Here is a 23,682-nt window from a genome sequence, read left to right as displayed (position 1 = left end):
CCTCCTTCTCCTCAGGGGAAGGGAAACCACAACAGGTTCAGGAGTGTTTTATGTACGGTAAAGTCCTTCTTTCCATGATGGCCGCCGTTTCCATGGTCTTCGGCGCCATGGACGCTTCCGCCGCCGATCGCGCGCCCGTGACCATCAGCATCCCCACCGCGGCCACCACCAGCACGCTGTACCCCATAGGCGCGGCCCTCGGCAACCTGTGGAGCACCAAGCTTCCCTATGTGAAGGCCAGCGTGCAGTCTTCCAAGGGCGGCGTGCAGAACCTCCAGCTTCTCAGCATGAAGGACGCCCAGGTTTCCTTCGCCATTACCAGCATCACCTATCAGGCCATGAAGGGGCTGGACAAGTTCAAGGGCCATGAATACCCCGACGTGCGCATCATCGCGGGCCTTTACTACAACCCCAACCAGGTCATCGCCCGCGCCGACAGCAACGTGAATTCCCTCAAGGACTTCAAGGGCAAGGTGTTCGCTCCGGGCGTTGCCGGCGGCACCACCATCGGTGAAACGCAGGTTCACTTCAAGGCCGCGGGCCTTGCCTACCCCGGCGACATCAAGCCCCAGTACGTCGGCCCCGCCGAAGCGGGCGATCTCATGCGCAACAAGCAGATCGACGGTACCTGGATCATGGCCGGTCTGCCCAATGCGGGCGTTTCCGAAATGTGCGCCACCGCCGACGGCCGCCTTGTGAACATCGACGACGCCACCTTCGAGGCTCTGAGCAAGGAATACCCCTGGTACGCCAAGTTCCAGATTCCTGCCGGTACCTACCCCGATCAGGATAAGGCCGTGCAGACCACTGCCGTGAAGATGATCCTCATTACCGACGCCTCCCTGCCCGAAGACGTGATCTACGACCTCACCAAGTGCTTCTGGGAAAATCAGGATATCGTGAAGAATTCCCATGCCGTGATGAAGGACATCACCCTTGAGGGCGCGGTGACCGACCTTGCCGGTATCCCGCTGCATCCCGGCGCGGCAAAGTACTATAAGGAAGTGGGCGTGCTCAAGTAGGCCGCCTTTTTCCCGGACTTGAGGGCCGCCTCCGCCGCAGGGCAGGGGCGGCCTTTTCGTATGGAAAAGGCCGGAACGGGCTTTGGGAGGGAGAAGGCAAAGGGCGGGCGGGCGCCTTTCGCATCTGCCGGAGGGGAAGGGCGCGGAGGCGGGGAGAAGCCGTGCCCGGCGTCGGGCGGAGAACCCGTCGGGAAGGGGACGGAGAAGAAGCGTTCATTTCCGGCGGCGTTGTGAGATGCGGATTTTTACCTGAGGGAGCAGGGAGCCTTTTGCGGAAGGCGGAGAGGACGCGGAGGCGGGAACGTTGTGGGGCAAAGAGAAACGCGCCGACAGCGCGGGCGGGGATGCAGAGAGGCGATGGGGCGGACGGGGAGGCCTGCGTTTTGCAACAGGGCGCAGGCGGGCAGCGCGGCTGATACCGGCAAGGGGGCTTTCTGTACGGCGGCGGGGGAAAGGGCTGTGCGGCCCGGGCGGCGTTCTTCCGGCGGACGGGAGAGGCAGGGGGACGGCCTGCCGGGAAAGGGCGGCAATCCGGCGAGATGTTCCCTGAGAAGAAAGGCGGTAGAAAGAGCCTTCGGAGCGATGCGCGGGGCGGGGAATCATGCCCTGCGGAGCGCGGCGCCTGCCCCGTGGGCCGCCTTTGCGCGCAGAGCGGATCCGCACGGGGCAGGGCGCGGGGAACAGGTCTTTACAAAGAGTGAGAATCTTCCTACAAGAAGGTTTCTTCCGCGTTCGGCCCCGGTGGGGCCGGAGCGCGTCATTCGCCAGAAAGCCGGTTTTTCCGGCATGATTTTCCGCTGCGGCGGTTAACGTCAACCATGGGCGCGTTTCGCCTGTGAGGTTTTGCCATGGCTAAGAACAATAAAGTGATCCTTGCGTATTCCGGCGGGCTCGATACTTCCGTCATCCTCAAGTGGCTCATCGTGGAGCGCGGCTATGAGGTCATTACCGTCACCGCCGACCTCGGTCAGGAAGACGACCTCGACGGCGTGGAACCCAAGGCCCTGAAGACCGGCGCGACCAAGGCCTATATTGAAGACCTGCGCGACGAGTTTGCAAGCGATTACATCTATCCCATGCTGCGTTCCGGCGCCACCTACGAAGGGCGCTACCTCATGGGCACTTCCATCGCCCGCCCGCTCATTTCCAAGCGTCTTGTGGAAATCGCCCGTCAGGAAGGCGCGGTGGCCATCGCCCACGGCGCTACCGGCAAGGGCAACGACCAGGTCCGCTTCGAGCTTTCCATCAACGCTCTGGCTCCCGACCTTCAGGTCATCGCTCCCTGGCGTGAATGGGACCTCATGAGCCGTACCGCTCTGACCGCCTTTGCCGAAAAGCACGGCATTCCGGTCAACTCCTCCAACAAGCACTACAGCATGGACCGCAACATGCTGCACTGCTCCTTTGAAGGCAGCGAACTCGAAGATCCGTGGGAAGAACCCGGCCCCAACAGCTACGTCATGGCCGTGCCGGTGGAGCAGGCTCCCAACGAACCGGAATACATCACCATCGGCTTTGAAAAGGGCGACGCCGTCACCCTCAACGGCGAACGCCTCACCCCCCGTGAAATGGTCATGAGCCTGAACAAGATTGCGGGCAGACACGGCATCGGCCGCCTCGACATGGTGGAAAACCGCTTCGTGGGCATGAAGAGCCGCGGCGTGTACGAAACCCCCGGCGGCACCGTGCTGCACATCGCCCATCAGGATCTTGAAGGCATCTGCCTCGACCGCGAAGCCCTCGCCACCCGCGAGACCATCATCCCCCGCTACGCGGCCGCCGTGTACAACGGCTTCTGGTTCTCCCCCGAACGCGAAGCCATGCAGGCCCTCATCGATCAGATGCAGCGCGGCGTGACCGGCGAAGTGCGCCTGAAGCTCTACAAGGGCAACGCCTGGCCCGTGGGTCGTTATTCTCCCCACAGCCTCTACTGCCAGGATCTGGCCACCTTCGAGGAATGCGCCACCTACGACCATAAGGACGCCGCGGGCTTCATCCGCCTGCAGGGTCTGCGCATCCGCGGTTATGCCGACCGCGTGAGCCGCTTTCTGAAGTAATCCCGGCCCGGGTACGCCCGGGGCCGCGTGTCGCGCCCGCGGCCGCCTTCCCTGGCCGGAAGGCGGCTGCGGGCCTTGTTTTTTCCCGCTTATCATGGGCACCGTGCGCCCGAAAACACCTGGAGTTACCATGTCCGACAAGCCTTGGGGCGGCCGCTTCAAAGAAAGCACCAGCCTTGCCGTGGAAGCCTACACGGAATCCATTTCTTTCGACAGCGCGCTCTATGCGCAGGATATCGCCGGTTCCAAAGCCCATGCCCGTATGCTGGGCAGGCAGGGCGTCATCAGCGCCGAAGAGGCCGACCGGCTCATCGAGGGCCTGGACCAGGTGAAGCGCGAAATCGAGGAAGGTTCCTTCCCCTGGAAGCAGGAACTGGAAGACGTGCACATGAACATTGAAACCCGCCTGACCCAGATCGTGGGCGAGGTGGGCAAGAAGCTGCACACCGGCCGCAGCCGCAACGACCAGGTCTGCCTCGATTTTCGTCTGTTCGTTTCCGACCAGCTCCGCGAATGGATACGCCTGACCCGTGATCTGGTACGCATGTTCATGCGCCGTGCGGAAGAAAACCGCGCCGTGCTTCTGCCCGGCTGCACCCACATGCAGCCCGCCCAGCCCGTGAGTCTCGCCCAGCACCTTCTGGCCTATGCCTGGATGCTGAAGCGCGACGCCGAGCGCATGGCCGACTGTGAACGCCGCGTGCGCGTCAGTCCCCTGGGGGCGGCCGCTCTCGCCGGTACCACCTATGCCCTGAATCCGGCCATGGTGGCCGAAGAACTCGGCATGTACGGCACCTTCGACAACAGCATGGACGCCGTGGCCGACCGCGACTTCGCCCTGGAAGCCCTGTTCTGCGGCAGCGTGTGCATGGGCCACCTTTCCCGCTTCTGCGAAGAGATCATCTGGTGGGCCAACCCGCTTTTCGGCTACATCACCCTTTCCGACAAGCATTCCACCGGCTCTTCCATCATGCCGCAGAAGAAGAACCCGGACGTGGCCGAGATCATGCGCGGCAAGACGGGGCGCGCCTACGGGAACCTCGTGAACCTCATGACCATCATGAAGGGCATTCCCCTTACCTACAACCGCGACCTGCAGGAAGACAAGATTCCCTTCATCGACACCGACAAGACGGTGCGCCATTCCCTTTCCCTCATGGCCGACATGCTGGAAGGCATCACCTTCCACCCCGAACGTATGCGCAAGGCCCTTGCCGCAGGCTTTTTGAACGCCACGGAACTGGCCGACTACCTCGTTACCAAGGGCCTGCCCTTCCGTGAAGCGCACCATGTTTCCGGCCGCGCCGTGGCCATGGCCGAAGACAAGGGCGTGGGGCTGGAAGATCTGACGCTGGAAGAGCTTCGTTCCCTGAGCACGCTCATCGACGAAGACGTGTACACCGCCCTTGATTACGATACCGCCGTGGCCCGCCGCAATGTGCCCGGCGGCACCGGACCCGAATCCGTGGCGCGCCAGCTGGAAAAGATGCGCCGCTGGCTGGAAGAGGACGGAAAGTAGCCATGCCGCGCAGAAAAAAGCACGCTCCCGCCACGCTTGCGGAAACAAGGGACTGGCTGAAAAAGGCCGTCCACAGCGCTCCGCGCCCCCTGCCTGCGGGATGTTTCCCGAAGATTCTGGAACAGTCCGTGGAAGAGGGCTTTCTGCGGGAAGAGCTTTTGAACGTGCTGGATGAATGGCTCAATTACGGCTACTGCCGCATCATCGACCCCATCACGCAGGATGTGGAAGTCACCCCGGAAGGGGAGAGCTTTTTCTACTAGCCGTGCGTTCGGGGAAAAAGCGGCGGCATGAGACGCCGCTTCCTGCTTCCGGCATGAGTTTTCGTATCTGCTGCAAGGGCGGTCCCTGAGGGGGCCGCCCTTTGTCGCATGTGGGCCGGCGCGCGTGCCGCATGTCGGAGCAAGGGCGCGGACGTTGCGGAAGGCGGAGCGGCTTTTCGGAGCGGCGTGCGGAAGGCGGGGAACTTTTGCGGTGCGTTCTGCCCGATGCCGTTCTGCCCGGGGAAAAAACGGAGGGGGCTCCGGTCATCTTATGGGGAAAAGGACGAGGAAAAACGGCAGCGAGGAAGGCCCGTTCCCTTCCTGCACTACCTGGGCAACATCATTCAGGAGGCCGTGAACGGGGACGGATGCCGGGCTTCGAGGAAAAGGAGGGCGATGCCGGACATTCCTGCCGGGCGGATGAGGCGAGCGTCGTCCGGGAAGCGGAGCAGGTCGTCACAGGGAGGGAGCGGAGTTTTTTTCGGAAAGGCCCGTGTTGTCGCCGGGGGCGCGATACCGGGGGGAACCGCCTTTATCATGGTGTTCTGCTTCTTCTGCGGGCACCATGCAGGGAAAAGGAGGGGCCATGGCCTCGGTGCTGGTGCTCGGTATGGGAAATGTGTTGAAAGGCGACGACGGCCTCGGCGTACATGCGCTGAGGCGTCTGGCCGGGGAAGGGCTGAAGGGGGCGGACATGCTGGAACTCGGCACATCGCTGGCGGACTGCTTTTCCCTGCTTGAGGGCTACGACGTGATTGTGGCGCTGGATGCCGTCATGGCAGGCGGCGCGCCCGGTTCCCTGTACCGGCTTTCGCGCCGGGAACTGGTGCGGGAGGGGCGAAGAGGGCTTTCCCTGCACGAGTGCGATCTGCTGGACGCGCTGGACCTTGCCGCGCTGCGGGGCAGGCGTCCCGTACTGCATGTGGCGGGCATGGAACCCCTCGATGTGTCGGCGTGGAGCATGGAGCTTTCCGCGCCGGTACGGGAGAACATGGGGCGATACCTGACCATGATCCGCAACATGGTCCGGGAGTTTGCAGAACGGAGGGCATCCTCCGCAGAGCGTGCCCGCGCTGCGGAAGATGCCCTGTTCTGAGCTGCAGCCTGTCGTATCAGCTTTTTTTCTGAGCAGGGCAGGCAAGAACGGTGACGGCCAGCGCTCCGAGGGCGGAGAGCAGGAGAAAGATGAACCAGCCGACGGAACTGAGGGGCAGGAGGAAGCCCGACAGGGGCGTGGCAAAGGCCGAAAGCAGAAGATGGCAGGCCCCCATGAGCGCAGCCGTGAATCCTGCCGCGCCCTTCTGGGAGGACATGGCCAGAGAAACCAGCATGGGTTCCGCCATGCCCATGCCGAACATGGCCAGCAGAAAACCGGCCATGATTCCGGGAAAACCTGTGGTGAGGTGGCCTGTCATGGCCAGCAGGGTTCCCAGCCCCATGAGCGTGACGCCGAGCCTGGCCGTATGTCCCACCGTTGTTTTTTTGACCAGGCGGCCGCTGGCCACGGCGCCCAGCATAATGCCGCCGCCGGTGATGCCGAAGATGAGCCCGAATGTGTCGGGAGAGAGGCTGTAAATGCTCTGGTAGAGGTACGCGCCCCCCGCAATATAGGCGAAGAGGTAGAAGAAGACGGCCGAAAGGGCCAGCGTGGGCAGAAGAAAGCCCTTGTCGCAGGTGATGGCCAGGTAGGTTTTCAGAATGGAGGCGGGGTGCAGGGGAAGGCGTTTTTCCGGCGGCAGCGTTTCTTTAAGATGAAGAATGCTGTTGATGAGGGCCAGAACAGCCATGGCCGAACTTGCCCACAGCACGGCCCGCCATCCCAGATATTCGTCGATGAAGCCGCCGAGCACGGGAGCGAAGATGGGGGCCAGCCCTTCCACGGTCATGAGAACGGAAAAAATGCCTGCGGCGGCTGTTCCATGGGCAACGTCGCTGACGCTGCTGAAGCCGATGACCAGAAGAAGAGCGCCCGCCAGCCCCTGTATGAAGCGGCTCAGTATCAGTATGCCCAGGGTGTCGGAGCAGCCTGCCCAGAAGGAGCTGGCGGCAAAGAGCACAAGCCCGGACAGCAGCGGGATTCTCCGCCCGAAGCGGTCGATGACGGGTCCCCAGAAAAGCTGGCCCGCGCCTGAGCCAGCAGAAAGACGCTCAGCGAGAGCGGCACCTTTGCGTAGGAAACATGCGGATGCCCGGCAATGTCCGGCATGGAGGCCAGATACATGTCGGTTGCCACGGGGCCGGTACCAGCGCCAGAGAAAGGGCGAATCCGGCAGGGAAAGTTTTTGCCGATTTTTCCGTACTCTTGCGTATTTATCTGAAATAAATGTTTTTTTGCCGTGTCTTGGGGAAGTCTGGTAAATGGTTGCAGGGCAAAGGTCAGCCGTTTTTTTTTAAAAAAGATTAATAATTTCAGAATAATATAAAAATACCTTGTTCCACAGGTCTGGGGAAAAGGGAAGGTACGGATTCGGAAAGCGCGTTGCGCGTTTGCCGCAGGAATGTCCGGCCCGGGGAGAGAAAGAAAACGCCGGAACCGGTAAGGGCAGGATGCCGGAAGTCTGCGCCGGGTTGCGGCCGGGACGCGGCACCAGAGGAACGGCTCCGCCCGTCGCAGCTCGGACGTATGGCGGAAGCTGCGCCGTGCCCATGCCGGAGGGGGAGCGCCGCGGATGGCCCGCCGGTAGCGGCAGGGCGGTGATGTTCCCGCCGCCTGTGCGGCATACCGCGCCCGGCACGCGGCATGACGGCGGTTCATGACGCCGGAAGGACGAGAAGGCGCGAGTGCGTGAGGGCGTGCGGGAAGAACGCCTTTCGCGGGGGGGGGAAGGCGCAGCGGAGGAGCGTGGAGGCTGCGGAGCGGGGCCTTGCGCCTAAAGCAGGAAGGCGGTAGCCAGCCCGAGGAAGATGAAGAAGCCGCCGGAGTCGGTAAGGGCGGTGAGGAAGATGCTGGAAGCCTGCGCCGGGTCGCGGCCGAGAGCGCGCAGCACCAGAGGAATGGCGCCGCCCGCCATGGCTCCGAGCAGCATGTCCAGAAGCAAAGCCACGCCCATGACGGAGGCGAGGCGCGAATTGCCGCTGATGGCCATGACGCCAGCATACGCCAGCAGGGCCATGAATATGCCCGTGCCCAGCCCTATTTTGCTTTCGCGGAACACCGCGCCCCAGGAACGGCGCGCATCGAAGCTTTCCGTGGCGAGCTGACGGATCATGACGGCAAGGGCCTGCTGCCCCGTGTTGCCCGCCTGATTGGCCACCATGGGCATGAGCACGGCAAGAAGGGCCATCTGCGCGATGGAGCCTTCAAACAGGGAGACGATGAAGGCCGAAAGCGACGAGGTGAACATGTTGATGACGAGCCAGGGCAGACGGATGCGTATGGAACGCGTCCAGGGCGTGTCCACGTTTTCGTCCTGACCGGCGCCCACCATGCCCAGCATGTCGGAACTGGCCTCATCCTGAATGATGTCCAGGACGTCGTCGTGCGTGACCACGCCCATGAGGTGATCGTCCCTGTCCACCACGGGCAGGCAGAGGAAGTTGTAGTGGCCGAGCAGGCGCGCGACTTCCGCCTTGTCGGTATCGAACTGCACGGAAATGACGTCCTGCTGGTTGACCATGTTGGCCAGCATGGTGCCGGGCCGGGCCAGCATGAGATCGCGCAGGGAAATGACGCCTTCCAGCGTTTCCTGCCTGTCCACCACATAGACGTAGTAGGGCATTTCCTTTTCTTCCAGCTCGCTGCGGATGAGCATGATGGCTTCGTCCACCGTGGAGTTCACCGACACGGTGATGATGTCGGTGTTCATCACGCCTGCGGCGGTATCGGGGTCGAAGCTGAGCAGCATACGCAGCTCTTCCGCGTCGTCGGCGGGAAGATTGCTGAGCAGAATGTCGCGGTGGCCTTCCTCCACTTCGTCGAGAATGTCCACGGCGTCGTCGGGGTCCATTTCCGCAATGAGGCGGGCCGCGTCGTCGGCGTCCATGTTTTCCAGAACGTCGCCGGCCACCTCCTCGTCGAGTTCCGCGAGGGCCTCGGCCGCTTCTTCCGTGGAAAGGTGCGTGAGCACGCACAGCTGCTTGTTCAGGGGGAGCTGTTCAAGGTGTTCCGCACGGTCGGCGGGGTGAATGAAGTCGTCGCTGCTGATGTCGCTTCCGCAAAGTTCCAGCCCCGCTTCCCGGGCGCTGGTCTCGTACTGGGAGAGATCCTCCTCTTCCTCCGTGTCTTTTTCAGGCTTTCCGGGAGCGGCGGCGTTTTCGGTCGCGGGCTGTTCCGAGGCGGGCTTCTGGGGAGCGGAGGCGTAGAAGGCGGCGGCGCTTTCCTCTTCCTTCATGCGGCGGGAAGGCTCTTCGTGCACGGACTCTTCCTGCGGAAGGGGATGATTCTCAGGAGCCTGAAGCATGGGGGAATCGGGTTCTTTTTCCATGTGCGATTGTGTTTTTTTACTCATATCATGCATTCTCCCCAAACACTCTTGACGAATCGAGAGAGGTCGCCTAGCCTGTTGCTTCACTCCATTCCACGGTGATTGCCGTTCCGGGGTACGCCCGGAAAGGAAAAAGTAAAGAGGCGGACATGTCCAAAGACGATTTTGAATATCATGCTCACGCCGCAGGGGCAAGTTCCAATATGGCTGAGGGCTCCGGGCTTTTTGTGGAAGGCGTGGCCGTTCCCGCCGATACCGCGGCGGTGTTTTCCGAAACGGCCTGCGCTTTCGCCGTGCGGCTCATACGCATGGCGCTTGATGAAGACGGGCCGGATCTGACCAGCCTCGGCATCTTCCCCCCCGAGGAGGAGGCTTCCGCCTATATCGTGGCCAAGCAGCGCACGCTGGTGGTGGGGCTGCCCCTCATCAGTCTGGTGCTTGCCGTGACGGGTATGCCGTCCGATGCGTGGCACGCGGAAGTGAGGGAAGGCGACCTTGTGGAAAACGGCACCGTGGTGGCCCGCCTGCACGGCCGCACCGTACAGCTTCTGAAGGCCGAACGCATCATTCTCAACCTGATGACGCACCTTTCCGGCGTGGCCGATCTGACGCGGGAATACGTTCTGCGCCTGGAAGGCACGGGCGTCCGCCTGCTCGATACGCGCAAGACGCTGCCCGGCCACCGCTATCTGGAAAAGTACGCCGTGCGCGTGGCGGGCGGATGCAACCACCGCATGAATCTCGGCGACATGCTGATGATCAAGGACAATCACATCGACGCGGCAGGTTCCATAGCCGGGGCTGTGAAGGCCCTGCGCGACCGTTACAGCCCCTGTCCGCCCATTGAGGTGGAATGCCGCAACCGGGCCGAGGTGCTCGAGGCCGTGGAAAGCCGCCCCGACCGCATTCTGCTCGACAACATGAATGCCGCGCTTCTTGCCGAGGTGCTTCCGCTCATTCCCCGCGACATGGAGGCGGAGATCAGCGGCGGCGTGACGCTGGAAACCATACGCGACCTGGCCCTGGCCTGCCGCGAACGCCCGGCGGATTTCATTTCCGTGGGGCGCATCACCCATTCCGCGCCTTCGGCCGATTTCAGCATGAAGATGGAGCGCGGCGTCTGATGAACGCCCACCGGTAACCGGAAAACATTTGAGGTTTGTCTATGGATTATAAGAATTGCGGACCGGATGCGATCCATGCCCGCATCGCGGAGCTGAAAAAGAAGTTCGGCTCGGCTCTCGTCATTCTCGGCCATCACTATCAGGCCGATGAAATCATCCGTCATGTGGATATCGTGGGCGATTCTCTGGAACTGGCCCGGCGCATCCCCGACATCGAGGCCCGCAACATCGTTTTCTGCGGCGTGTATTTCATGGCGGAATCCGCCGCACTTCTGGCCCGCCCGACGCAGCGGGTGTTTCTGCCCGACCATGCGGCCGACTGCGCCATGGCCCGCATGGCCCGCGCCGCCGATGTGGAAAGGGTGCTGGAAAAGCTTGCCGCGCTCGGCATGAAGACGGTGCCCCTCGCCTACGTCAATTCCTCCCTGGCCGTGAAGGCCGTGGTGGGCCGCTTCGGCGGGGCCGTGTGCACCTCCTCCAATGCGAAGACCATGCTGCAATGGGCCATGGAGCGGGGCGATACGGTGCTCTTTCTGCCCGACAGGAACCTCGGCCGCAATACGGCGCGCATTCTCGGCATTCCCGGGGAAAAGCAGGTGTTCATTTCCGCTTCCGGGAACGACCTTGAAAGCGAGGCGGTGCGCGGAGCGAAAATTCTGCTCTGGCCGGGCTGCTGCCCCATCCACGAAAGCCTGATGAAGCCCGAAATGGTGGACGCCTTCCACAGCCACTTCCCCGGCTGCCGCGTGCTCGTGCACCCCGAATGCACGCCGGATGTGGTGCAGCGCTGCGACGGCGCAGGTTCCACGGCCTACCTCATCAGGGAAGTGGAAAAGGCCGCCGCCGAGGGCCGCGAGAAAAACCTGTGCATAGGCACGGAGTTCCACCTCGTGCATCGTCTCATGGAACGCTACGCCGGGCGCATCAATATCATTCCGCTGGCGCAGGCCTCCTGCTCCGACATGGAAAAGGTGGATGCCCCGAAGCTCCTTGCCGTGCTGGAGCATCTGGAGGACGGTACGGGCGTCGTTTCCGTGGAAGAGGAACTGAAGGCCCCCGCCCGCGACGCCGTCGTCCGTATGCTGGAGCATTGCCGGTAGAACCCTTTCAGGGTATCATGACGCCGGAGGCTGAGACTCCGGCGTTGAGGATTGCGACCTGAAAAAAGCCCGCCCACAGGCCGCGAGAAGACGCGCCGCGCCCCTTTGCCCGTGATGTACGGCTTCCGCCCGCCGGAAGGGGCCGCGCGGTTTTCCGAGGAATCAAACGGGTGTCCTTGCACCCATGTTCTGCGGAGCCTGCCGCAGTTTGGACATTTGCTATGAACGCATTACGCTATCGTTCCCAGGTTCTTGTCATAGGTTCCGGCCTGGCCGGATGCTCGGCCGCGCTTACCATGGCCGACAGGGGCTTTGAGGTGCATCTTCTCATGCCCACCGAGGGGCTGGACGGCGGCAACTCCGCCATGGCCCAGGGGGGTATCGTTTTCTCCACCGACCCGGAAGACCAGAAATCCCTTGAACACGACATGTTCGTGGCGGGGCACGACTACAACTACGGCGAGGCCGTGCATTTTCTTGCCGGGCACGGCGGCGAGGCCGTGCAGAAGCTGCTCATCGAAAAGCTCCATGTGCCCTTCGACCGCAACGCCGGGGGCGGATGGGACATGACCCTCGAAGGCGGGCACGCCGTGCCGCGCATTGCCCACTGCGCCGACTACACGGGCAGAACCATCATTGAATACATTCATGCCGCCGTGGCCGCCCATGAAAACATCACCGTGCTTGCCGGGCGTTCGGCCGTCGACCTTGTGACCACGGAACACCACGCCCGTTCCAACGCCTACCACTACCAGCTCACCAACCAGTGCGTGGGCGCCTACGCCTTCAACGACGCCACGGGTGAAGTGGAACTGCACCTTGCCGAAATGACCGTGCTCGCCACGGGCGGCGTGGGACAGGTGTACCTGTATTCCACCAACAATCCCTGGGCCACGGGGTCCGGCATCAGCATGGCGCACCGCGCGGGCGTGCGCCTTGCCAACATGGAATTCATGCAGTTCCACCCCACGGGGCTTTTCAACCATGCCCAGCAGATTCCGCTGCTGACCGAAGCCCTGCGCGGGGAAGGCGCCCATGTGGTCAACAGCCGGGGCGAACGCTTCGTGTACCGCTACGACAGCCGGGGCGACCTTGCCCCCCGCGACGTGGTTTCCCAGGCCATTGTGAGCGAAATGCTCTCCACCGGCGAAAAACACATGCTCCTCGACTGCTCCACTCTGGACTGCGACGTAACGCGCCGCTTCCCCACCGTGTTTGAAAGCTGCCGGAAAATCGGCATCGACATGCGTACCCAGCCCCTGCCCATCGTGCCCGTGGCGCATTACTTCTGCGGCGGCATTCTGGTGGATCTGCACGGCAGAACCACGCTGGACAGGCTCTATGCCGTGGGCGAATGCAGCTGCACGGGTATTCACGGCGCAAACCGCCTTGCCAGCACTTCGCTCCTTGAGGCGCTTTTGTGGGGCATTTCCGCCGGTGAGGACATCGCTTCCCGCATGGTGTCGGAACACTTCGACACGCGCGTGTTCGCCGAAATCGCGGACTGGAAGCATACCGGCAACGAACATAACGACGACCCGGCCCTCATTGCGCAGGACTGGGCCACCATACGCCACACCATGTGGAACTATGTGGGCATCATCCGTACCGAAAGCCGCCTGCGCCGCGCCTTTGCCGATCTGCGCGATCTGACGAGCCACCTGCACGACTTTTACCGGCATACTCCGCTCACGCAGTCTCTGGTGCACCTTTTCCACGGCTGCCAGACGGCCTACCTCATCACTCAGGCCGCGCTGCGCAACAAGCAGAGCCTGGGCTGCCATTACCGCAAGGACTAGCGCAGGCAACAGCGGCGCTGCCGGAAAGCTGCGCGGAAAGCGCGTTCCGGCATGTTCCGCAGCATGAGCGATTGCCGTTCTTTACGCCCCGGGCTTTCCCGGGGCGTTTCCGGTTTAAAGCCCCCCCAGCCCGGCCGGGGCCGGAGAACGCAGAGCGAGAATATCGGGCATTCCCTTTGATTGGCCGAAACATGGGGTGCGGTCCGGCAACTGCGCCCGTCGGAAGGCGGCCGCAACGGAGAGGCTGGAATGCCTGAGCGGAAAGGGAACTGCAAAAGCACACGGGCTTTGTCCCGCAGCACCGCCGACAGTTGTATCATGGCGGGAAGAAAAGGGCATGGGGGAAATATGACGAAGATGTGCGCGGAAGGGCGCACGCGCCGCAGAAGCGGCAAGTTGCCCCGGCCCCGTGTCCCGGACGGTGGGAAACTTTGCCGGAGATGAGCGTATCCTCTTCGTCGGAGAGGGAAAAGCGAAGAACCGCTGAAGCGGCGAAGCCTTTCGGGGGCTACGGCGCGGCCGGACAGAGTGTTCCGCCTGCCGCAGGATGCGGGGGCGGCTTCGGGAAGGGCGTATTCTGGCGGCAGCGGGGCGTGCCGCCTGTTGCCGCCGTGTGTCTGCCGCCATGTGCGCGTCGGAAGGGGCGACGCCGGGCATGGCGGCGGAATGGGCTCCGGCATGGACAGATTCCGCAAAGGCGTTGCGCAGGCCTTGAGGCGCTGCGTTATTGCCGGGGCCGTTTTTCTGCGTTTCCGGCCGCGGCGCGCTTTTGTTCAGAGAACGTTTTTTCGACGCGGCTCTCCGGGCGTGCCGTTTCCGTATGTCCGGGCCGGGGAACCGAAAAGGCCGCCGTTCCCCGAAGGGAAGGGCGGCCTCTGGAGGCGACGGAGCCGGGAAGGAAGCCCGGATCAGAAGAAGGCGGGAATGACGCGCACGAACAGGGAAAGCGCGGCGAAGGCCAGAAGGATGAGCAGCGCGATGTGGAAGGTTTCCTGCTTGATGCGCTTGGCCAGCGGGCAGGCGCACAGAAAACCGATGACGGCGGAAGGAGCCACCCAGGAGCAGGAGGAGAGCACCTGTTCGGTGAGCAGGCCGTTTGCGGCCACGATGGCGATATTGATGTAGGAAGTGGCCGTGGCGCTGGCGAAGAAGCCGCGCGCCCTGTTCTTTTCCATGCACATGAGCGAGGCGTAGATGGCCATGATGGGACCGTTGATGCCGATGGCGCCGCCGAAGAAGCCCGCCACGAAACCGCAGACGTACTTCATGACCGCACGGGGAGCCATGCACGTTCCCAGCCAGTCCTGAATGAGCTGCACTACGATATGCACCACGATGAGGATGCAGAGCAGAAGTTCCAGCACCTCGATATCCACGACCTTCAGCGTCCATACGCCGAGGGCTATGCCCGGAATGGCGGGGAGCCAGAAGCCCAGCACTTCCCTGACGTCGATATGACGCCAGTAGAACACCATGGTCATGGTGCCCACCAGAGTGCCGGAAATGAGGCTTATGAGAATGACGTCTTTGGAGGACACGAACAGGGAGATGAGCGGAAGCGCGATGAGCGTGCCCCCCATGCCCGTGAGGCCGTTGATGAAAGCGCCTATGAACCAGGCTCCGGCAATGATGAGTAGATCGTTCATGCTGCCCTCGGAAAATGGTGTAAAGCAAGCGTCTATGCCTTTGGGCCGCTTTTGTAAATGGAAAAAAGAGGGGAATTTCCGGCCGGGAGCGCAAAAAAAGACGTGCCGGAAGCAGGCGTTTCCCTGTTTCTGCGCCGCCGGGCGTCTTTATGCGTACTATGCAGAGCCGTTTTTGCGTGTTCGTGCTCTGCATCCGTTCCGCCGAAAGGGGGAAGGAGGAAAACTTCCTTCGGAACAGGCCGTTTTTTTTTGCGGCGTATGCCGCTTCACCGGGAAAAATCGGCGGTCTGCCGTCGGGGGGTACCGCTTCCGCCCGGCGGCGTTGCTTTCTTTTCCTGCGATGTTGCACTCTCGCGGCGGGGTGTGCCGTACGGCATTTTTTCCGTCTTTTTTGCGGCGGTGGGGAGAAAAGAAGCAGGATGCGGCGCTTAAAGAAAAAAGGCCGCCGGAATATCCGGCGGCCGGGAGCCCCCCGGAGGAGGGGCGTCGGGCGCGAAATTACTTCACGGTATAGAACTTTTCACCGGAAGCGCCGCACACGGGGCACTTGCCGTCGAACTTGCCCTTGCTGATGAAGCCGCACACCGGGCAGATGTAGTAGTCTTCGGCATCGGTGGAGGGATCGAGAGCCACGTCCTTGTACAGTTCGGCATGTACGCCTTCCACCTTGCAGACCATGTCGAGGTACTTGGCGACGGCCATTTCCTCTTCGTTCTTCGCGTCGAGGATCATGCCGGGATACATGTTGACGCATTCATGGGTTTCGCCGGCAATGGCGGCCTGAATGTTTTCAGCGGTGCTTTTCACTTCCTTGGCGTTGCGCAGATGGGCCAGGGCATGGATGGTTTCGGCTTCGGCGGCGGCGCGGAACATCTTGGCGGCCTGCCTGCAGCCTTCCTTTTCCGCCTGGGCGGCAAAGGCGAGGTACTTGCGGTTGGCCTGGGATTCACCGGCGAAAGCTTCCATCAGGTTGTCGTAGGTCTTGCTCATAACAGCTCCTTGTGCGAAAAGACGTTGATGTTAGTCTGAATGTTCGTTTTTTGTTCCGTAACAGGAATGATTCTTATTTAGACGAGACTTTCCGTTTTGTAAAGTGTTTTTTTTCATATACGGAAAAAACAGGGAAACTTTTTTCAACCAGTTGTTATTGAAGGATTTTTATGCCCGGCTACCAGGTTCCCGACCTTCCGCTTTTCGACGGTTCCGCTCCCGGCGGGGGACAGTGGGTGCGCTTTGAGGAGGAAATCAAGCGCAGCCGTTTCATCACCACGCTGGCCCGTGCGGACAGCCGGGAAAGGGCGCTTGCCCTTGTGGAATGCGTGCGCAGGGAATTTCCCGATGCGCGGCACAACTGCTATGCCTACGCCGTGGGAAGGCCCGGAGACACGGCGCAGATAGGGCAGAGCGACGACGGCGAACCCCACGGTACTGCGGGCAGGCCCATGCTCGCGCAGCTTCTTTACGGAGGCGTGGGCGAGGTGGCCGCCGTGACCACGCGGTACTTCGGCGGCATCAAGCTGGGCACGGGCGGGCTCACGCGCGCGTATCAGAACGGCGTGAAGGAGGCGCTGGCTCTTCTGCCCGTGACGGAGAAAAAGGTTTTCGTCCGTGCGTCGGTACGCATAGGCTATGCGTATGTGGACAGATTCTACCGCCTGCTGCCCCGTTTTCAGGCCCGAGTGGCGGAGGAGGCCTTCGACGAGGCGGCCCGCTTCACGCTGGAGATGCCCGAGGAATGTCTCGAACCGTGCCGCCTCGCCCTGAGTGAGGCCACGGACGGTTCCGGCCAGCTTGCGCCGGAGGAGGAATGATGAAACGCATACTCATGCTGGCCACGGGCGGCACCATTGCCTGCGAACCCTCGGAGGACGGACTCGTTCCCCGGCTGTCGGGCGGGGCCATGCTGGAAAGACTGGGGGAACTGCCCTGTGAAGTGAGCGTGCGCGAGCTCATGAATCTGGACAGCAGCAATCTTCAGCCCGAAGACTGGGAGACCATGGCCCGGGCCGTGGCCGAGGCCCACGACGATTTCGACGGCTTCGTCATAAGCCACGGCACGGATACGCTGGCCTATACGGCCGCAGCCCTGCACCAGATGCTGCGGCACCTTGCGCGGCCCGTAATCATTACCGGTTCCCAGTTGCCCCTTGCCATGGAAGGTTCCGACGGGCCGCGCAATCTGCGCGATGCCTTCTTCACGGCCTGCGAGGGCGTGCCCGGGGTGTATGTGGTGTTCCACGGAGATGTCATCGACGGGGCGAGAGCCAAGAAGATGCATACCGAACGCTTTGCCGCCTACGCCAGCGTGAACGCGCCGCTTGCGAGAATCACGCCCGAAGGCGTGCAGTGGCGTGAGCGCCGCACTTCTGACGGAAAGGCCTTTTCACTGGTCGCCGGGCTGGAACGCAGAGTATGCGTGCTCAAGCTCATCCCCGGCACGCGGCCCGAACTTCTGGACATGCTGGTCGATGCGGGCTATCGCGGCATCATCATAGAAGGATTCGGCGCGGGGGGCGTGCCCAACGACAGCCGGGGAAGCTTTCTGCCCGCCATACGCAGAGCCGTGGAAAAGGGCGTGGTCATCGTGTGCGCGTCGCAGTGCGTGTTCGACGGCGTGGACCTTTCGCGCTACCCCATAGGCGTGCTGGCCGCGCGGATGGGGGCCGTTTCCGGCGGCGACAAGACCGTGGAAACTCTTACCGTGCGCCTCATGCAGGCGCTGTATCACTGCCGGAGCATGGAAGATGTGCGCGCCTTCATGGAAAGGCCCGTCTAGTCTGCCTTGCCTTTTCCTCCTTTTTGCGTCACAAAGGAAAAAATTACCTTTGCGGAGTCAGCGATGAGCAATCCTCTTATCCTTATGGAAACTTCCTCCGGCGACATTCTGCTGGAACTTTTTGAAGACAAGGCCCCCGTCACGGTGGCCAACTTCCTGCGCTATGTGGACGAGGGCTTTTACGACAACACCATTTTCCACCGCGTCATCAAGGGCTTCATGATTCAGGGCGGCGGACTCGGCGTGCGCATGGACGAAAAGCCCACCCATGAGCCCATCCAGAACGAGGCCGGAAGCGGGCTTTCCAACACCCGCGGCACCATTGCCATGGCGCGCACTTCCGAACCTCATTCCGCCGCGGCCCAGTTCTTCATCAACCTGGTGGACAACGAGGAGCTCGACCATAAGGACGATACCCCCGAAGGGTACGGCTACTGCGTGTTCGGCCGCGTGGAAGACGGCATGGACGTGGTGGACAAGATTGCGAAACTCAAGGTGAAGCCGCAGGGCGAACATGAGGCCGTGCCCGTGGACATGGTCGTCATTACCCGCGTCGGTCGTTTTGAATAGCCGCTGAGAGCGGAGGAGCCGGTTTTTGCCGGCTCTTTTGTTTTCCGTACCTCCGGTACGGGCAGACGGTCCCCGGGCGGACCGGTTTCAGGAGCGATTTGTGGAAACTGGATCAGGTGCCTTACCTCTGGTTGGTGTTGTCGTCATCGGCGTTTTTCTGCTCATTCTGTTCTTCCGCAGGAAGAATCCGGCGCAGAAGCACAGGCATGTCGCCCCCGTGCCCGAAACGGGTATTCCGCAGGGCATGGAAGAGCTGTACCGCTGGGGGGTGGACCCCTGTTCCGCAGGCGTGCCCGTCATGTACACGCTGCATACCTGCCGTCACTGCGTGCGTCTCAAGGATTTTCTCGTGCAGCACGGCATAGAGCACCGCCTGGTGTTTGTGGATGAGTTCGACAATCCGGCCCGGAAGGAAATCATGGCCACGCTCCGTTCCTACAACGCAAGGGGGTCCTTCCCCACGCTGGTGGCGCCCGACGGCCGCAGCGTGGTGGGCTTCCGCGAAGAGGCCGTAAAGGAACTGCTCGGCCTGAACTGACCTTTTCCCCGGCACGGCGGCCCGGACTCCCCGGGCCGGACGGCGCAGCTCCGGCGCACCGGAGTTTCTGCTCCGGCCCGACGTTCCGCAGGGCTCTTCGAGTTCTTCGCCGTGCGGGAGAGACCTGTTTTTCGACCCGTATCCCCGTTTCCTTCATCCGCACCGGACAGGGCGCCCTCGAAGGGCGGGGTCTTTTTCTTTTTTCCTTCCCGGAGGAGCGGCCCTTTCCGACACGGGGCAGACCGGAGGGAAGGGACCTGCGCCTTTTCCGATTCCTGCACGGGCGGGACAGGCCTCTCAGGGGGCGGCGCAGGCGGTCCGACGCGTGCTGCGCGGGACGGGATTCTTCCCGCAGACCCGCCGGGACCGGGCACGCGGAACGGGAACATTCCATCATCATCGCAAGGAGAGGTAATGAACAAAAAATACATTGCGGGGGGCCTTGTTTTCTGGGCCGGACTTTCCGGCTACATGGGGCTTCGCATTCTGGAAAGCTATACCGAAGACGCCGTGTTTGCGGCGCTTTCCGCCGTGCCTGCGCAGGCGCAGGAAATACGCTATTCCTTTTTGAACAATACGCTCAGCCTGAAGGGCGTGGAATATGAGCTGCCCGACGATGCCGTCATGCACAAGGGCACCATTGAAAGCGTGGAAGTGAAGGGCTTCAACAGAAAGTGCATGTTCGTCAAGCCCAGTATGCCCGCCTATGACGCGGATACGCTGCCCATCGTGGCGGAATCCATCAGCGCCACGGGTATTGTGGACAAGGTGCATGTCGGCAACACGCAGATGGAACAGCGTATTGCCGATGTGCAGGTGAACGGCTGGTATCAGCGGCTCGGTATGCTGCTGGATCAGCGCAGCAGGCACAAGGGAGAAGTTTCCTTCTTTGAGGAACTGTATCGCTGCCGTCTGGACGGGCTGGAAGTAAACGACGTCCGCTCCGTGATTTCCGACCCGGAACTTCCCGTGCCCGTGAAGGTCGACATGGAGAAGGTGGCCCTTGCCCGGGGCATTGCCGCGCCCCGCGGCGAGGCGAAGGTGTCCCCCCTGAGTCTCTATGTTGCCGGCGTACGCTTTTCCGGGGACAGGTTCTCCGGCGCGCTGCAGCGCATGGACGTGAAGGACCTGCTCCTGCCTTCGCCGGAACTCATGGCGGATCTTGTCGCCATGCAGAACGCGGACGGGGCGCCGGAAGGGGCCGCCGCAGACGGGGAGAACGCCGCCCTTTCGCAGGAAGAAAGGCTGAAAGCCGCGGTGGCGGAGCTGTATGAGTATTATGTGAAGAACCTGCCCGTATCGCTTTTCGGCCTGCAGGGCCTGAAGGTTTCCCTGAGCGAAGGCCCCGAATCCATGGGCATCGCCGTCAACGGCTTTTCCTATACGCAGGCCATGGAAGGCGAGGGCGTGACGAAGAGCTCGACGGATGTTTCCCGCCTGCATCTGACCCTGCCCCGGGGCGGGGAACCGCTGCTTGCCGTTTTTTCCCGCTATGCGCCGGAAGGCTTTGTGCTGAATATGAAGGCCGGTATCCGCACCGGAAAGAACGACATTGTCAGCACCGCCCGCTACGAGCTGGAAGGCCTGGGCGAGCTGGAAGGCGAATGCGTGTACTCCGGCGACCTTGCCGCGCTGGAAACCATGCCCCTGCTCCTTTCGGAAGACGCCTATCTTGAGGCGATGCAGAAGCTGCAGTTGAAGAAGCTTTCCGCCGTCTACAGGGATTCCGGTCTGCTGCCTCTGGCCCTGGAAGTCTTCGCGCTGGAGGACTCCGGTTCTCCCGAAGAATACGCGGCCATGGCCGTGCAGATAGGGCGCGAGGTTGAACGGATGCCGGGCAGCATGTTTGCGGAACTCGGCAAGCTCATGCGGGAACAGTTCACCGCACCCGGAGAAATGAGCGTCGCCTTTACCTCGGAAACGCCCAGGAGCTTCATGGAGCTTCTTTCCATGGCGCTCATGGACCCTGCGTCGCTTCCCTTCTCCTTCGGTTCCACGCCCGGTACAAAGCCCCTGGCCGAGTATCTGCCCAGGAAGACGGAGGCAGGGAACAAGGCCGCGGAATCTGCGGCTCCCGCCGTGCAGGAAGAGGCTGCGGAATCTGAGAAGCCTGCGGAAACGGTTACCCTGCCGGAAACGCCCGATGAAGCGCAGATGCCCGTCGCCCCCGGGAAGGTGAATCCGTAGAAAACTTGTTCGGCCCCCTCCGCCGGAAAAGGCGGAGGGGGCTGTTTTTTAAGATTGAAAACTCCCCGCTATGCGGGGAGTTCCAAAAAGGCGAAGCCTTTACATAAGTTAAAAAAGGGGTTCCTTTGTGAGATAACCAGTTGTCTCGACTCGAAATCTATACACAAAGGAACCCAATAATGAATGACCAGAGTTTAAACCATACCCGTTGGAGCTGCAAGTATCACATCGTTTTCGCTCCGAAATTCAGACGCAAGCTGGTATACGGAAGGTATCGCAGAACGATCGGCGAAATTCTGAGAAAACTGTGTGAATACAAAGGAATAGAGATAGTGGAAGCAAATGCGTGTGTGGACCATATTCATATGTGCGTCAAGATTCCGCCCAAGTATAGCGTGGCGCAGATCATGGGGTATTTGAAAGGGAAGAGTTCTTTGATGATATTCGAGAGTTTTCCGCATCTGCGCTACAAGTTCGGCAATCGCCATTTCTGGTGTACCGGTTATTTTGTCAGCACGGTGGGAGTAAATGAGGCGACCATCATCAAATATGTGAGGGAGCAGGAAGAACGAGACAAAATAACAGACCAGTATAGCCTGGTAGAACGGCCCGTCAGCTCGTTTACGAGCAGCAGGAAATAACTCTTCGGCAAGAGTCGAGACAGAGCCCTCTTAAGAGGGCAGCCGGGTAACAGACCCTTATAGGGTCAAATCAAACCGCCCCTTGAAGGGGCGGTCCTGACTTCAGGAAGAAAGGGAATGAGGAAAATTTCCGTTGTCGGAGGCGTGGTTGTTCTGGCCGTAGTTGCGGGCTGGGGTGGCGTACGCTTTCTGGAAGACAGGGTGGAGAAAAACATAGTCGAAGCGTTTGTCGCCGCAGGGGGACAGGTGCGGGAAGCAGACTATCATCTTCTCGACAATATTCTTGTTCTGCAGGGCATGACTTATGAGGTGCGGGAACGAAACGGAGCGGTGCGCACGGGTGCCGTCGAGCGAGTGGTCGCGGAGGGCATGAACAGAAGGATGCTCCTTGACTGGTACGCCGCGGACGAACGCGACAGGGAGGATCTTCCCCTTGTGGCGGAACAGCTCGTGTTCACCGATATGACGGAAACGGTGCAGGATGGGCCGGTGCGGGTGGATCAGCGCGTAGGGAACATGCGGATACGCGGCTGGCGTCAGCGCCTCGGCAGGCTGTTGTACGAGTACCGCCTCCATCCTTCCTCTCCTTCCTTTTTTGAGGAACTGTACCGCTGCCGTCTGGACGGGCTGGAAATCAGCCGGGTGGAACTTACGCTTTCCCGGTCGGGACTGGCCGCTCCCGTGAGGATGAACGTGGAGAACGTGGCCCTTTCCGAAGGGCTGGACGCGCCGAGCGGGGAGACGATGGTTTCGTCTCTGAGTCTGGAGCTTTCCGGCCTGAGCATTTCCGGGCAGGGCCTCACCGGTTTTCTGCAGCGTGCGGACATCAGAGACCTGCGTCTTCCCGAACCGGAAGTCCTGGCGGAACTTGCGGAGCTGTTCGAGCGGAAACGTCCGGGGGAGGAACTCGTTGCCGGAATGCTGGAACTCTGGCAGAAGCAGCAGGAAGCTGCTCTGCCGTATGCCTCGCTGACCATGCAGGACATGGAACTGGTTTCTACGGACATACCCGCGGGGGTGTTCTTCGACGGTTTCTCTTCCGCGCTTTCCATGGAAGGGGAAGGGGTGCGCAGGGAGAAGACGGAGTATTCCCGCCTGCGGTTGCTGCTTCCCCGGAAAGGGGACAAGTATTTTACCATCATAGCCCGCTATGCGCCGGATGGACTCGTGCTGACTGTGAAGACGGACAGCGTGATGACCGGGACGTCTCTTTCCTGCACGGGCCGCTGTGAGGTGGAAAAACTGGGCGTCGTGGAATGCGGGTGGCGGATTTTGGGGGATGCCGACGCGCTGAAAGAGCTGAAGGATGTATTTTTCTTTGGGGCTGTCCTAGCTAAGAAAAAAGAGCTAGGATACCGGCATGTATGAAAGACGCAGCAGACTAAATAATCGGCAACAGACCGAACTCATAAAGTTTTTTGTGGCCGGTGCCACGGCAAGGGCTGCCGGAGAGATGGTAGGAGTAAACCGTAACACTGCCACATCCTATTTCATGCGCTTGCGACGTCTTATTGCTTCTCATCTCCCCAGCTATCGGCTGTCCGGAGAAATAGAAGCCGATGAAAGTTACTTTGGAGGTGTAAGAAAAGGTAAACGAGGACGGGGATCTGCCGGAAAAATAGCTGTTTTTGGTCTATTGAAGAGAAACGAAAGAGTCTACACAGTAATCATTCCTGATGCCCGTACTGAAACACTTCTCCCCATCATCAAAGAACAGGTGGAACCTGACAGTATAGTCTATACAGATACATTTTCAGCTTACAACGCCTTGGATATCAACGGATTCCATCATCATCGTATCAATCATTCTCAGAAGTTTGCAGAACACCATAATCATATCAATGGAATAGAAAATTTCTGGAATCAAGCCAAAAGACACTTACGTCGTTTTAACGGTATCAAGCCAGAACACTTTTACTGGTTCCTCAAAGAATGCGAATGGCGCTTCAATGGAGGCAACCATAAACAACTTCTAACTCAGCTAACTTATTGGGTAAAACAAGCTAAACACTAGTC

At 61.1% G+C, this 23,682-nt stretch carries 21 protein-coding genes; 17 read left to right on the top strand and 4 right to left on the bottom strand.

The annotated features are described in order from the left end of the window. Positions 1-50 precede the first annotated feature (50 nt). From CZ345_RS08655 to CZ345_RS08630, 5 genes are all read left to right on the top strand, one after another. Positions 51-1,022 (top strand): TAXI family TRAP transporter solute-binding subunit, encoded by a 972-nt coding sequence (locus CZ345_RS08655; RefSeq protein ID WP_077072735.1) that lies wholly within the window; start codon positions 51-53, stop codon positions 1,020-1,022. An 848-nt stretch (positions 1,023-1,870) separates the two neighbouring features. Then, a complete protein-coding gene (locus CZ345_RS08645; RefSeq protein WP_077072733.1) occupies positions 1,871-3,079 on the top strand; it encodes an argininosuccinate synthase in 1,209 nt (402 codons plus the stop codon). A 130-nt stretch (positions 3,080-3,209) separates the two neighbouring features. Next, entirely contained in the window at positions 3,210-4,598 is a 1,389-nt protein-coding gene (argH, locus tag CZ345_RS08640; RefSeq protein ID WP_077072732.1) for an argininosuccinate lyase, read from the top strand. Positions 4,599-4,600: 2 nt separating this feature from the next. After that, on the top strand, positions 4,601-4,861 hold the full coding sequence (locus CZ345_RS08635; protein WP_077072731.1) for a hypothetical protein: 261 nt from the start codon (positions 4,601-4,603) through the stop codon (positions 4,859-4,861). Positions 4,862-5,447: 586 nt separating this feature from the next. Then, a complete protein-coding gene (locus CZ345_RS08630; protein WP_077072730.1) occupies positions 5,448-5,957 on the top strand; it encodes a hydrogenase maturation protease in 510 nt (169 codons plus the stop codon). 16 nt (positions 5,958-5,973) lie between these two features. Here the strand turns inward: CZ345_RS08630 and CZ345_RS08625 are convergent, their stop codons facing one another. Next, entirely contained in the window at positions 5,974-7,134 is a 1,161-nt protein-coding gene (locus CZ345_RS08625) for an MFS transporter (protein ID WP_275425388.1), read from the bottom strand. Between the two features lie 597 nt (positions 7,135-7,731). Then, positions 7,732-9,318 (bottom strand): magnesium transporter, encoded by a 1,587-nt coding sequence (mgtE, locus tag CZ345_RS08620; protein ID WP_077072728.1) that lies wholly within the window; start codon positions 9,316-9,318, stop codon positions 7,732-7,734. Positions 9,319-9,434: 116 nt separating this feature from the next. Here mgtE and nadC point away from each other — a divergent pair, with 116 nt between their 5' ends. The 3 genes from nadC to nadB all read left to right on the top strand — a co-directional run bounded on the left by nadC (position 9,435) and on the right by nadB (position 13,308). Next, positions 9,435-10,409: a carboxylating nicotinate-nucleotide diphosphorylase gene (nadC, locus tag CZ345_RS08615; RefSeq protein WP_239446648.1), complete on the top strand. Its 975-nt coding sequence runs from the start codon at positions 9,435-9,437 to the stop codon at positions 10,407-10,409. Positions 10,410-10,450: 41 nt separating this feature from the next. Next, positions 10,451-11,509, top strand: a complete 1,059-nt coding sequence (nadA, locus tag CZ345_RS08610; RefSeq protein WP_077072727.1) for a quinolinate synthase NadA — start codon at positions 10,451-10,453, stop codon at positions 11,507-11,509. 221 nt (positions 11,510-11,730) lie between these two features. Continuing rightward, entirely contained in the window at positions 11,731-13,308 is a 1,578-nt protein-coding gene (nadB, locus tag CZ345_RS08605) for an L-aspartate oxidase (RefSeq protein ID WP_077072726.1), read from the top strand. Positions 13,309-14,216: 908 nt separating this feature from the next. Here nadB and CZ345_RS08600 read toward each other — a convergent pair. Beyond that, positions 14,217-14,954, bottom strand: a complete 738-nt coding sequence (locus CZ345_RS08600; protein WP_077072725.1) for a sulfite exporter TauE/SafE family protein — start codon at positions 14,952-14,954, stop codon at positions 14,217-14,219. Between CZ345_RS08600 and CZ345_RS16600 the strand changes: the two genes are divergently transcribed. Then, positions 14,935-15,468 carry a hypothetical protein gene (locus CZ345_RS16600; protein ID WP_144277291.1) on the top strand — a complete coding sequence of 178 codons (534 nt, stop codon included), beginning with the start codon at positions 14,935-14,937 and terminating at the stop codon, positions 15,466-15,468. The two genes, CZ345_RS08600 and CZ345_RS16600, sit on opposite strands and share 20 nt — an antisense overlap. On the opposite strand, the gene CZ345_RS08595 is transcribed toward CZ345_RS16600, so the two are convergent. Next, positions 15,453-15,944, bottom strand: a complete 492-nt coding sequence (locus CZ345_RS08595; RefSeq protein WP_077072724.1) for a rubrerythrin family protein — start codon at positions 15,942-15,944, stop codon at positions 15,453-15,455. The genes CZ345_RS16600 and CZ345_RS08595 overlap by 16 nt on opposite strands. A 170-nt stretch (positions 15,945-16,114) precedes the next feature. Here CZ345_RS08595 and CZ345_RS08590 point away from each other — a divergent pair, with 170 nt between their 5' ends. The 8 genes from CZ345_RS08590 (at position 16,115) to CZ345_RS08555 (ending at position 23,680) form a co-directional block, all read left to right on the top strand. Continuing rightward, positions 16,115-16,765 carry a YigZ family protein gene (locus CZ345_RS08590; protein WP_083717270.1) on the top strand — a complete coding sequence of 217 codons (651 nt, stop codon included), beginning with the start codon at positions 16,115-16,117 and terminating at the stop codon, positions 16,763-16,765. Further along, entirely contained in the window at positions 16,762-17,730 is a 969-nt protein-coding gene (locus CZ345_RS08585; protein WP_083717268.1) for an asparaginase, read from the top strand. The genes CZ345_RS08590 and CZ345_RS08585 overlap by 4 nt, the downstream gene beginning before the upstream one ends. Positions 17,731-17,793: 63 nt before the next feature. Next, positions 17,794-18,300: a peptidylprolyl isomerase gene (locus tag CZ345_RS08580; protein WP_077072722.1), complete on the top strand. Its 507-nt coding sequence runs from the start codon at positions 17,794-17,796 to the stop codon at positions 18,298-18,300. 100 nt (positions 18,301-18,400) lie between these two features. Continuing rightward, the gene (locus tag CZ345_RS16595) at positions 18,401-18,838 is read left to right on the top strand and encodes a glutaredoxin family protein (protein WP_162274953.1); all 438 of its coding nucleotides are present in this window, start codon (positions 18,401-18,403) and stop codon (positions 18,836-18,838) included. Positions 18,839-19,252: 414 nt separating this feature from the next. Next, positions 19,253-21,025: a hypothetical protein gene (locus CZ345_RS08570; protein WP_077072721.1), complete on the top strand. Its 1,773-nt coding sequence runs from the start codon at positions 19,253-19,255 to the stop codon at positions 21,023-21,025. 179 nt (positions 21,026-21,204) lie between these two features. Continuing rightward, complete coding sequence (tnpA, locus tag CZ345_RS08565) at positions 21,205-21,666, top strand: IS200/IS605 family transposase (protein ID WP_077072720.1); 462 nt, start codon at positions 21,205-21,207, stop codon at positions 21,664-21,666. 117 nt (positions 21,667-21,783) lie between these two features. After that, a complete protein-coding gene (locus CZ345_RS08560; RefSeq protein ID WP_077072719.1) occupies positions 21,784-23,034 on the top strand; it encodes a hypothetical protein in 1,251 nt (416 codons plus the stop codon). Continuing rightward, on the top strand, positions 23,027-23,680 hold the full coding sequence (locus CZ345_RS08555) for an IS1595 family transposase (protein WP_077071804.1): 654 nt from the start codon (positions 23,027-23,029) through the stop codon (positions 23,678-23,680). The genes CZ345_RS08560 and CZ345_RS08555 overlap by 8 nt, the downstream gene beginning before the upstream one ends. Positions 23,681-23,682 lie beyond the last annotated feature (2 nt).

Source organism: Mailhella massiliensis (genome assembly GCF_900155525.1).
In the GTDB taxonomy this organism is placed as follows: Bacteria; Desulfobacterota; Desulfovibrionia; order Desulfovibrionales; family Desulfovibrionaceae; genus Mailhella; species Mailhella massiliensis.
Note: the sequence above shows the minus strand (reverse complement) of the source record. Positions and strands in the feature narration are given on the sequence as shown.

Excerpts from the sequence above, each read along its gene's own strand:
- CZ345_RS08655 (WP_077072735.1), top strand. The coding sequence starts at position 51 with ATGTACGGTAAAGTCCTTCTTTCCATGATGGCCGCCGTTTCCATGGTC.
- CZ345_RS08645 (WP_077072733.1), top strand. The coding sequence starts at position 1,871 with ATGGCTAAGAACAATAAAGTGATCCTTGCGTATTCCGGCGGGCTCGAT.
- argH (WP_077072732.1), top strand. The coding sequence starts at position 3,210 with ATGTCCGACAAGCCTTGGGGCGGCCGCTTCAAAGAAAGCACCAGCCTT.
- CZ345_RS08635 (WP_077072731.1), top strand. The coding sequence starts at position 4,601 with ATGCCGCGCAGAAAAAAGCACGCTCCCGCCACGCTTGCGGAAACAAGG.
- CZ345_RS08630 (WP_077072730.1), top strand. The coding sequence starts at position 5,448 with ATGGCCTCGGTGCTGGTGCTCGGTATGGGAAATGTGTTGAAAGGCGAC.
- mgtE (WP_077072728.1), bottom strand. The coding sequence starts at position 9,318 with ATGCATGATATGAGTAAAAAAACACAATCGCACATGGAAAAAGAACCC.
- nadC (WP_239446648.1), top strand. The coding sequence starts at position 9,435 with ATGTCCAAAGACGATTTTGAATATCATGCTCACGCCGCAGGGGCAAGT.
- nadA (WP_077072727.1), top strand. The coding sequence starts at position 10,451 with ATGGATTATAAGAATTGCGGACCGGATGCGATCCATGCCCGCATCGCG.
- nadB (WP_077072726.1), top strand. The coding sequence starts at position 11,731 with ATGAACGCATTACGCTATCGTTCCCAGGTTCTTGTCATAGGTTCCGGC.
- CZ345_RS16600 (WP_144277291.1), top strand. The coding sequence starts at position 14,935 with ATGATGAGTAGATCGTTCATGCTGCCCTCGGAAAATGGTGTAAAGCAA.
- CZ345_RS08600 (WP_077072725.1), bottom strand. The coding sequence starts at position 14,954 with ATGAACGATCTACTCATCATTGCCGGAGCCTGGTTCATAGGCGCTTTC.
- CZ345_RS08595 (WP_077072724.1), bottom strand. The coding sequence starts at position 15,944 with ATGAGCAAGACCTACGACAACCTGATGGAAGCTTTCGCCGGTGAATCC.
- CZ345_RS08590 (WP_083717270.1), top strand. The coding sequence starts at position 16,115 with ATGCCCGGCTACCAGGTTCCCGACCTTCCGCTTTTCGACGGTTCCGCT.
- CZ345_RS08585 (WP_083717268.1), top strand. The coding sequence starts at position 16,762 with ATGATGAAACGCATACTCATGCTGGCCACGGGCGGCACCATTGCCTGC.
- CZ345_RS08580 (WP_077072722.1), top strand. The coding sequence starts at position 17,794 with ATGAGCAATCCTCTTATCCTTATGGAAACTTCCTCCGGCGACATTCTG.
- CZ345_RS08570 (WP_077072721.1), top strand. The coding sequence starts at position 19,253 with ATGAACAAAAAATACATTGCGGGGGGCCTTGTTTTCTGGGCCGGACTT.
- tnpA (WP_077072720.1), top strand. The coding sequence starts at position 21,205 with ATGAATGACCAGAGTTTAAACCATACCCGTTGGAGCTGCAAGTATCAC.
- CZ345_RS08560 (WP_077072719.1), top strand. The coding sequence starts at position 21,784 with ATGAGGAAAATTTCCGTTGTCGGAGGCGTGGTTGTTCTGGCCGTAGTT.
- CZ345_RS08555 (WP_077071804.1), top strand. The coding sequence starts at position 23,027 with ATGTATGAAAGACGCAGCAGACTAAATAATCGGCAACAGACCGAACTC.